Genomic DNA, 10,176 nt, shown 5'->3' on the forward strand with positions numbered 1-10,176 from the left:
GGCACCAGGCAGGCCTTGAATGCACGGAAGAATGTACATAGCCGTCGAGTGCAGTCTGGCAGCGTAAAATGCGCAGAGTTCCCCATGGGCGGAAAGGGGGGGGGCGGTGGTTCTCTGCAAAGCCGACGTCCACGGTGCTGGCCAGTCGCTGCTGATGGCTTGTGGCCACTGCGCGACCCAGGCCCGATGCGGGCCTTGCCACACCCCAGGGTTTTCCCACCCTCACAACCCGCGTATCATCCGCACACACAAATCTGAATAATCCCACGCCAGCCCCAGACCAAAAGTCTTGCGCACCCCGCGTGCATGGCGCTTTCAGATACCCAGACAATCATCAGTGACTACAACGACCGGCCAGCTTCATGGCCTGGCCAGGCATGCCGGCTGTCCAGCGGATGGGACGGTGCCCGATGAGATTTGAAGGAATAGGTTTTGATCAAGCGTAGAAAGGTTGCAATCGTTGGCAGTGCGTACCGCTTCCCTGGCTCTTCCAATGCCGGCTTCTGGCAAAACCTGATGGACGGTCGCGACCTGGTGACCCAGGTCGACCCGTCGCGTTGGGACAAACGCGAGTTCCTGCACCCGGACAAGGCCAGCCCTGCAACCAGCTACACCTTCGCCTCTGGCACCCTGGGCGATATCAGCGCATTCGACGCAGGCTTCTTCAGCATCTCGCCGCGTGAAGCCGCGATGATGGACCCGCAGCAGCGCATGCTGCTGGAAATGTGCTGGGAAACCTTCGAAAACGCCGGGATCAAACCTTCAAGCCTGCGCGGCAGCAACTGCGGCGTGTACCTGGGCATTGCCGGTGTCGAGCAGTCGTACCGCCTGCTCGAAGACCTGTCGTCCATCGATGGCGCTACAGCCACCGGCAATACCATGAGCATCGCGGCCAACCGCCTGTCGTTCTTCTACGACCTGCGCGGGCCGAGCATGGCCATCGACACCGCGTGCTCATCGTCGCTGGTGGCCTTCCACCAGGCCTGCCAGGCCATCCTCAGCGGTGATGTCGACCAGGCCGTGACCGGCGGCATCAGCCTGCACATGCACCCGTTCGGTTTCATGATCTTCGCCAAGGCGACCATGCTGTCGCGCACCGGCCGCTGCCAGTCGTTCGACGAAAACGGCGACGGTTACGCCCGGTCCGAAGGCGGCGGGCTGTTCTTGCTCAAGGACTACGACCAGGCCGTGGCCGATGGCAACACCATTCTGGCGGTGGTGGCGGCCAGTGCGGTGAACACCGACGGGCGCAAGTCCAGCCTGACCCTGCCCAATGCCGAGGCCCAGGCCGCCTTGCTCAAACGCGCCTACGCCCAGGCCGGTATTGCCCCCGGGCAACTGGATTACCTGGAAGCCCATGGCACCGGTACCGCCGTGGGTGACCCGATCGAAACCCGCGCCATCGGCGAGGCACTGGGCCAGGCGCGTGGCGCCGGCAACCCGCTGCCAATCGGCTCGGTGAAAAGCAACCTCGGCCACCTGGAGGCAGCCTCGGGTGCGGCCGGCCTGATGAAGGCGCTGAACTGCCTGACCGAGCGCACCGTGCCTGCCACTATTGGCGTGCAGGCGCTGAACCCGAACATCGCCTTTGCCGACCTCAACCTGCAGGTGGTTACCGAGCCCTTGCCGCTGAAGGCCGAAGGCCAGCTGACCGTGGGTGTGAACTCGTTCGGCTTTGGCGGGGCCAACGCCCACGTCATCCTGCAAAGCCCCGAGCCGCAAGCACCTGCTGCACCAGCAACTGTTGCCCAGCGGGTGCCGCTGCTGCTCAGCGCCAAAAGCGAAGAAGGCCTGCGCGCAACCGCCGAGCGCTTTGCCGCCTACCTGGCCGAGCATCCCCAGGCTGACTACTACGATGTCGCCTACCAGGCCATGTACCGCCGCGATGCGCACAGCCACCGCCTGCTGCTGGTCAGCGACAATGCTGCCGAAGCCGCCCAGGCGCTGGACGACTACGCCCAGGACCCGACCCTTAGCGAGCTGAGCGCGCTGCTGGAGGCCGGCCAGGCGCTGGACGGCGCGTCGGCCCCGGTGTTTGTCTATTCCGGCAACGGCTCGCAATGGCAGGGCATGGGCCGGGCGCTGCTCGACCAGCCGCTGTTCGCCGCTGCTGTGGATGAAGTGGACGCACTGTTCCAGCCGCTGGCCGGCTACTCGCTGCGCGCCGAACTGCTGGGTGACAATGGCGAAGGCCGCTATGCCCGCACCGAAATCGCCCAGCCGGCGCTGTTTGCCCTGCAAGTGGCGGTGACCAAGGTACTGGCTGCTGAAGGTATACAGCCGGTGGCGGTGATCGGCCACAGTGTGGGTGAAGTGGCCGCCGCCTGGGCCAGCGGGGCGCTGAGCCTGGAAGACGCCACCCAGGTCATCTACCACCGCAGCCGCCTGCAAGGCCTGACCCGTGGCACCGGGCAGATGACCGCGGTCGGCCTGTCGGGTGAGGCCACGGCGCAACTGATTGCCGAACTGAAGCTGGACGGCCGCCTGGTGGTGGCCGGCGAGAACAGCGCGCGCGGCGCCACCGTGGCCGGTGAAGTCGACGCGCTGGCAGTGCTGGAAGAAGCCCTGGGCGAGCGCCAGGTGTTCGCCCGCCGCCTGGACCTGGACTACGCCTTCCATTCGCCAGCCATGAACCCCATCGAGCAGGCGGTCATCGCCGACCTCGCACACGTTCGCCCGCGTGCCACGCACATTCCGTTCTACTCCACCGTGGTCGGTGGCCAACTGGACGGCGAACGCCTGGACAGCCAGTACTGGTGGCAGAACATTCGCTTCCCGGTGCTGTTCCAGGGCGCGCTGGCGGCGCTGGTGCGCAGCGGCCTGAACCTGTTTGTCGAAGTGGGCCCGCATGCGATCCTGCGCAGCTACGTCACCGACGTGCTGGCCGAGTGCGAACAACCGGGGCAGGTAATTGCCACCCTCAAGCGCAACGACCACAGCCCGCTGCTGCTGGAGCGTACCGTAGCGCGCCTGCAGATTGCCGCGGTCGAGCCACAGTGGCCGGTGCGCTTCCCGGTGGCCGGGCGCCCGCTGCGCCTGCCCAACTATGCCTGGCAGCATGACCACTTCAGCTTGCCGGTGAGTGCAGAGGCCAATGGCCAACTGACCCACCAGCGCGTCCACCCGCTGCTCGGCTACCCGGTACCCGACCGCGCTCTGACCTGGGAAAACCGCCTGGACACCCAGCAGTACCCGACCCTGGCCGACCACAAGGTCGGTGAGTCGGTGCTGTTCCCAGGGGCAGGCTTTACCGAACTGGCCCTGGCCGTGGCGCAACTGCACCAGCCGGGCGAGTTCGTTGATATCGAAGAGCTGGAAATCCACAACCCGCTGCTGCTGAGCAGCGACGCTAGCAAGAAAGTGCGCGTGCAGGTGGAAGAGGCCGACGGCACCTTGCGTATCAGCTCGCGCACGCTGATGCACCGCGAAGACTGGGTGCAGCACGTGGTAGCCCGCCTGCCGGGCGAAGCCCGCGGTGTGCTGCTGGACGCCCGCGCCCCGGCGCTGCCGGCACGCCCGGCCGACTTCACCGGTGAGCAGCACCTGGCGATGACCCGCGCGGTGGGCCTGAACTACGGCCCGGCCTACCAGACCGTGGCCGCGGCCTGGGTAACGCAAGAGCAGGTGTTGGCCCAGTTGGCTGTGCCGGCTGCCATCGAACACGAACTGGCCGGCCTGCACCTGCACCCGGCTTTGCTGGACGGTGCCTTCCAGCTGATTACCGAGCTGCTGGCCAGCCGCCCGGGCCGTAATGACGGCCTGGCCTTTATCCCGGTCAAGCTGGGCCGCATCGCCTTCACCAACGCCGGCGGCGTGCCGGTGCTGGCCGAAGTGCGCCAGCGCAAGCGCACCGCGCATTCGCTGCTGGTCGACTTCACCCTGTTCGATGCCAGCGGCGCTGCCGTGCTGGCGATCAAGGACGCGCGCATGCGCGCCGTACGCCTGCAGTACGACCGCAGCGGCGATATCAAGCGCATGGGCCATGTGGGTCTGGCGGCGCCGGGCAAGGTGGTGCCGCTGCAACGCCATGCCGTGGCCCGCACGCCGCTGGCCGAGGCCCTGCAACGCCTGGCCGACGAGCCGGCGCAGGTGCGTTACCTGAACGAAGTGGAACCGCTGCTGGACGTGCTGTGCAGTAGCTTTGTGCTGGATGCCGTGGAGCAGGCCGGTGGCCGCCTGAGTGCCGAGCAGGTGGCGCTGTGGTCGCAGGCCCAGGGCGATTTCCCGGCGGCGCTGCTGCGCCATGCCGAGCAGGACGGCAGCTTGCTGCGCAGCGCCGACGGCGGCTGGCAGCTGGCCGACCAGGGCGAGCGCCCGGCGTCGGAGGCCATCTGGCAAGAGCTGTTCCAGAGCTACCCCGAGTACTTCCAGATTATCCATACGGTGGGCCGTATCGGCCGCCACCTGCCGGCCTTGCTCGATGGCAGCGTGCAGTTCGACACCCTGCAACCACGGGAAACCAGCGCAGCCAGCCTGGCGCGCCTGGTGCTGGGCGCGGCGGGGCAGCAGCAGTTGCTGAGCGGCATCGGCCAGACCTTGGCCGAGCGCCTGGCGCAACTGCCGGCTGGCCAGCGCCTGCGCGTGCTGGAAATCGGCTTTGGCGGTGCCTCGTTTGCCGAGCTGTTGTACGCCGGCCTGGATTTCGACCGCCTCGATTATGCCTACTGCGTGGCCGAGCCTGAGCTTGAGCAGCGCCTGCGTGACGATTGCCCGGCGCTGGAGGTGCTTGGCCTGGAGCAACTGGCTGAGGCCGGTAGCTTCGACTGGGTGCTGGTACCAACCGACTTGGGTGCACTGGGCGCGGTGGGCGATGCCTTGCGCCTGGCCTGTGGCCAACTCAACCCGCACGGCCAGCTGGCGCTGCTGGGGCAGTACCCGGCACGCTGGGCCGATTTCGTCTTTGGTGCCCAGCCCGAGTGGTGGCTGGCCGGCCCGCAGCAGGCATTGTCGCGTCAGCAGGCCCCGGCATTCTGGAGCCACGAACTGCAGCGCCACGGCCTGACCGCGCTGCGCACGCTGGACGCCTTGCCGGGTAGCGCCTGTGGCAGCTACCTGTTGCTGGCCGACAAGCCTGCGGCGGCTGAAGCTGTGCCAAGCGTGGCGGTGCAGCGCTGGGCAGTGCTTGCCGAAGCCGGGCAGGCCGCGGCCCTGAGCCTGGCCGAGCAACTGCGCGCCCACGGCCAGCAGGTCGACCTGCTGTTGCCGGGTGATGCCCAGGCGCTGGCGGCCCAGCTTGGCGCCCTGGCCCAGGCCCCGGAGCATGTGTTGCACCTGGCAGGCTTCGACAGCGCTGCCGGCCTGGACGGCCAGGCCGAGCGTTGCATGCTGGCGGCTGCACTGGTGCAGGCCTGCGAGTCGCAGGCGATTGCGCCGCAGTGCTGGCTGTTCAGCCGCGGCGCTGCCGGGCACCTGTACAGCGCCGACAGCGCCGCTGACGTGGCGGGCATTGCCGACGCCGCATTCTGGGGCTTTGGCCGCACCCTGGCCAACGAGTCGCCCACCTGCCGTATCCGTCAGCTCGACCTGGCCCACGCGGCAACAATCGAACTGGCGTTGCCAGCGTTGCTGCAGGCCGACAACGAAACCGAGCTGGCCCTGGATGCCGAAGGCCGTCGCTACGTGCCGCGCCTGCGGGTGTTGGCTGACCAGCCGCGCCACAGCGCCAGCGCAGCGCAGTGGGTATGCCTGGGCTTCGACCTGCCTGGCCAGCTGCGTAACCTGCGCTGGGAAGTGCGCGAGCCGCGCCAGCCGGTGGCAGACGAGCTGGATATCGCCGTGCGCGCCACCGGCCTTAACTTCCGTGATGTGATGTTCGCCCTTGGCCTGCTGTCGGACGAAGCCATCGAAAACGGGTTCTCCGGCCCCACCCTGGGCTTTGAATTTGCCGGTGTGGTCGAAGGTAAAGGTGCCGACGTGCTCGGCGACTTTGCCCCCGGTGACCGCGTGGTGGGCTTTGGCCCGTGCAGCTTCGCCAACCGCCTGGTGACCAACGCCAACGCCGTGGCGCGCATCCCTGAAGGGATGTCGTTCGAGGCGGCGGCGACCATTCCGAGTACCTTCTTCACCGTGTACTACGCGCTGCACCACCTGGCACGCCTGGAGCCGGGCGAGAAGGTGCTGATTCACGGTGCGGCCGGTGGCGTGGGCATTGCTGCCATCCAGATTGCCAAGTGGCTGGGGGCAGAGATCCATGCCACGGCCGGCAGCGACGAGAAGCGCGACTTCCTGCGCCTGCTGGGCGTAAACAACGTCTACGACTCGCGCTCGCTGGCCTATGCCGACCAAGTACTGGCGGCCACTGGCGGGCGTGGCGTGGACGTGGTGCTGAACTCGCTGGCCGGTGAGGCCATCAACCGCAACTTCCAGGTGCTCAAGCCGTTTGGCCGCTTCCTGGAGCTGGGCAAGCGCGACTTCTACCAGAACACCCGCATCGGCCTGCGCCCGTTCCGCAACAACATCAGTTACTTCGGTATCGACGCCGACCAGCTGATGAGCGAGCGCCCAACGCTTACCCGCCGGCTGTTCGCCGAAATGATGGAGCTGTTTGCCCAGGGCATTCTGCACCCGCTGCCGTTCCGCGAATTCGACGCCAACCAGGTGGTCGAGGCCTATCGCTACATGCAGCAGGCGCGGCAGATCGGCAAGGTGGTGGTGACCTACGCCAACCCCATCCAGCAGACCGTCGACACCCGTGCGCAGCCGGCCCGCGCCTTGCAACTGGCCGCCGATGCCAGCTACCTGGTCACCGGTGGCGTGGGTGGCTTTGGCTTGCGCACGGCGCAGTGGCTGATCGACAAGGGTGCCCGCCACCTGGTGCTGCTGGGCCGTCGTGGCCCGGCCAGCGCCGAAGCCCAGCCGCAGCTGGCGCTGTGGCAGGCCCAAGGCATCGATGTGCAGGCGGTGGCCTGCGACATCACCGACCGCGGGCAACTGCAGGGCGTGTTCGAGCGCATCGCCGCCAGCCCATGGCCACTGCGTGGCCTGGTGCATGCGGCCACCGTGATCGACGACAGCCTGATCCGCAACCTTGAGGCAGACCAGCTGCGCCGTGTGCTGGAGCCCAAGGCGAAGGGCGCGCAGTACCTGCATGAGCTGACGCAGGGCCTGGCACTGGACTTCTTCGTGATGTTCTCCTCGGCCACCACCCTGTTCGGCAACCCCGGCCAGGCCAACTACGTGGCGGCCAACCACTGGCTCGAAGCCCTTGCGCGGCACCGCCGTGCCCAGGGCCAGGCAGCCACTGCCGTGCTGTGGGGCGCCATTGACGATGTCGGCTTCCTGGCGCGCAACAGCCAGATCAAGGACGCCCTGCAAAGCCGCATGGGCGGCGCCGCCTTGCGTGCCGACGTGGCCCTGGCCCAGCTCGAGGCCATGTTGCTGGACGGCGACAACGGCCATGGCGTGCTGGAGCTGGACTTCAAGGCGCTGGCGCGCTTCCTGCCGAGTGCTGGCACGCCACGCTTTGTGGAACTGGCGCGCGCCTATGGCGGTGACCAGGAAGACGAAGGCAGCAGCGAAGACATCCAGCGCATGCTGGCGGAACTTGACGATGCCGAGCTGCTCGAACGCTTCGCCGAGATGCTCAAGCATGAGGTGTGCGAGATTCTGCGCCTGCCGCCGGCCCGCCTGGATGCCCAGCGGCCGCTGCAGGAACTGGGGCTCGATTCGTTGATGAGCGTGGAGCTGGTGGTGGCGCTGGAGGAGCGTTTTGGTATTCGCCTGCCGGTAATGGAGCTGAGCGACAGTTCCAGCATCGACAAGCTGGCCGTACGCCTGCTGGAGCTGCTGCGCGGTGACGCGGGCAGTGGCGAAGAGCAACTGGCGCAGAATGTGCTTGCCCGCCATGGCAGTGAACACAGTGCCGAAGAGTTGGCACAGATGAACGCAGCCTTGGCCGACAGCAGCGCGGCACCTAACCGATTGATTGATTAAGAGCGCCAGATGACAGCCAGAACCCCGACCGGCCTTGGTGGCGATGCCAAGCAACGCCTGATCCAGCAAGCCCTCGCCCGACGCCGCCATGTGGCGGCCGAAGGCGAGCAGGGCGCGACCCTGGAGCAGGTGCAGCAGGCTGCCCTGAAGGTGCCCGAGGCGCACTATCGCTTTGATCAGCACCCGGGGTACCAGCAACTGCGGGTGATCCAGCAGAGCGGCATGCGCCTGGGCCTGAGCAACCCGTTCTTCCGCCTGCACCAGGGCACGGCCGGTGCGCAGACGCAGATTGGCGAGCAGCAGTACCTGAACTTTGCCAGCTACAACTACCTGGGCTATTCCGGCCACCCAAGCGTGGCCGAAGCGGCCAAGGCAGCGATCGACCGCTACGGCACCTCGGTGTCGGCCAGCCGCCCGGTTTCCGGTGACCGCCCGCTGCACCGCGAGCTTGAGCGCGAGCTGGCCAGGCTGTACGAGGTGGACGATGCGGTGGTGATGGTCAGCGGCCACGCCACCAATGTCACCACCATTGGCTACCTGTTCGGCCCGCGTGACCTGGTGGTGCATGACGAGCTGATTCACAACAGCGTGCTGCAGGGCATTCAGCTGTCCGGCGCCCGCCGCCTGAGTTTTGCCCACAACGACTGGCAGGCGCTGGACCGCTTGCTGGGCGAGCAGCGCCAGCACTTCGAGCGGGTGCTGGTGGTGGTGGAAGGCATCTACAGCATGGATGGCGACTACCCCGAACTGCCCCGGTTCGTCGAGCTCAAGCACAAGCACAAAGTCTTCCTGATGGTGGATGAAGCGCATTCGCTGGGGGTGATGGGCACCACCGGCAAAGGCATTCGTGAGCACTTTGGCCTGGCTGGTGATGACGTTGATATCTGGATGGGGACGTTGAGCAAGACCCTGGCCAGTTGCGGCGGTTACATTGCCGGCAGTACTGCCTTGATCGAGCACCTGAAGTTCCTGGCGCCGGGTTTTCTGTACAGCGTTGGCATGCCACCTGCGGTCACGGCGGCTGCGCTGGCGGCGTTGAAGCTGCTGGCGGAAGACCACGGGCGCGTGGCGCAGGTGCAGGCGCGTGGCGAGTTGTTCCTGCGCCTGGCCAAGGAGGCGGGGCTGGACACTGCGACCAGTACTGGCCTGGCGGTGATTCCGGTGATTACCGGCAGCTCGTTCAAGGCCGGGCGCTTGTCTCAAGCCCTGTTTGAACGCGGCATCAATGCCCAGCCGATCTTGTACCCGGCGGTGCCGGAGCATTCGGCGCGGGTGCGGTTTTTTGTGTCTTGCGAGCATACGGAAGAACAGGTGCGGCATACCGTGGCGGTGGTGGCGGAGGAGATGGCGCGGTTGGGCTGAGATTGATGCCTACAGCCAGATGGCATCCCAGTGCGGGTAGTCGCCGACATTGGCAGCCAGGCCGGCCCTGACCGGGTTGGCAATGATGTACCGCGCGGCCTTGAGCAGGTCATCATCCTTGCGCATGGCGCGATCGCAGTAGCCCGCCTGCCAGATGGGCAAGGGTGTTACCCCGGCCTTGCGCAAGGCAAGGCTGGACCTGGATTTGAAACGGCGCATCAAGGTGGCCAGGGTTACCTGTTTCAACTCTATTAGCCAATGCACATGGTCGGGCATGACTACCCAGGCCAAGGTGACGCAGCTGTTCTCCCGGTCGGCCTGACGCAGGTGGGCGATGACCAGCCTGGCCAGGGTGAAGTTGTGGAACAAGGGGCGACGCAGGTGGGTGACGGTGGTCAGCATGTACAGCCTGCCGGGGTGTGATGCCCGGTGGCGGCGCAGGTGGTGGGCATGGGCGTAGTGCATGTGTTCATCCTTGAATTCGCGATAGCCCGAGCCAGCGTAGATGCCTTTATGGCGTGTGCGGTGATTCAACCGTTTCAGAATGTGCACGCACCCCCGATATGTGGCCACCACCAACCAATGTAGGAGCGGGTTCACCCGCGAATACGGTGGCAACTACGACGGTGAACGACCAGGAGATATAGGCCCGCAGGCCCGGCCTCTTCGCGGGTAAACCCGCTCCTACAACGGCCTGTGCCGAACCACCAATGTGTGTGCACCACCGGCGTGTGCCGGACCACCGATGTGTGTGCATCACCGGCGTGTGCCGGACCACCGATGTGTATGCACCCCCAATCAATGTAGGAGCGGGTTCACCCGCGAATACGGTGGCAACTGCGACGGTGAACGACCAGGAGATATAGGCCCGCAGGCCCGGCC

General features: G+C 66.5%; 3 protein-coding genes. 2 read left to right on the forward strand and 1 reads right to left on the reverse strand.

Going from position 1 to position 10,176, the window contains the following annotated elements; genetic code table 11:
* The first annotated feature begins 432 nt into the window (after nt 1-432).
* Together IAE39_RS20275 and IAE39_RS20280 are read left to right on the forward strand one after the other, a co-directional pair.
* A complete protein-coding gene (locus IAE39_RS20275) occupies nt 433-7,932 on the forward strand; it encodes a type I polyketide synthase (RefSeq protein WP_201205839.1) in 7,500 nt (2,499 codons plus the stop codon).
* A 9-nt stretch (nt 7,933-7,941) separates the two neighbouring features.
* Nucleotides 7,942-9,294 carry an aminotransferase class I/II-fold pyridoxal phosphate-dependent enzyme gene (locus IAE39_RS20280; RefSeq protein ID WP_201205841.1) on the forward strand — a complete coding sequence of 451 codons (1,353 nt, stop codon included), beginning with the start codon at nt 7,942-7,944 and terminating at the stop codon, nt 9,292-9,294.
* 9 nt (nt 9,295-9,303) lie between these two features.
* On the opposite strand, the gene IAE39_RS20285 is transcribed toward IAE39_RS20280, so the two are convergent.
* Nucleotides 9,304-9,759 (reverse strand): REP-associated tyrosine transposase, encoded by a 456-nt coding sequence (locus IAE39_RS20285; protein WP_201205843.1) that lies wholly within the window; start codon nt 9,757-9,759, stop codon nt 9,304-9,306.
* Nucleotides 9,760-10,176: the final 417 nt, after the last annotated feature.

Source organism: Pseudomonas sp. S37, from assembly GCF_016658545.1.
GTDB lineage: Bacteria > Pseudomonadota > Gammaproteobacteria > Pseudomonadales > Pseudomonadaceae > Aquipseudomonas.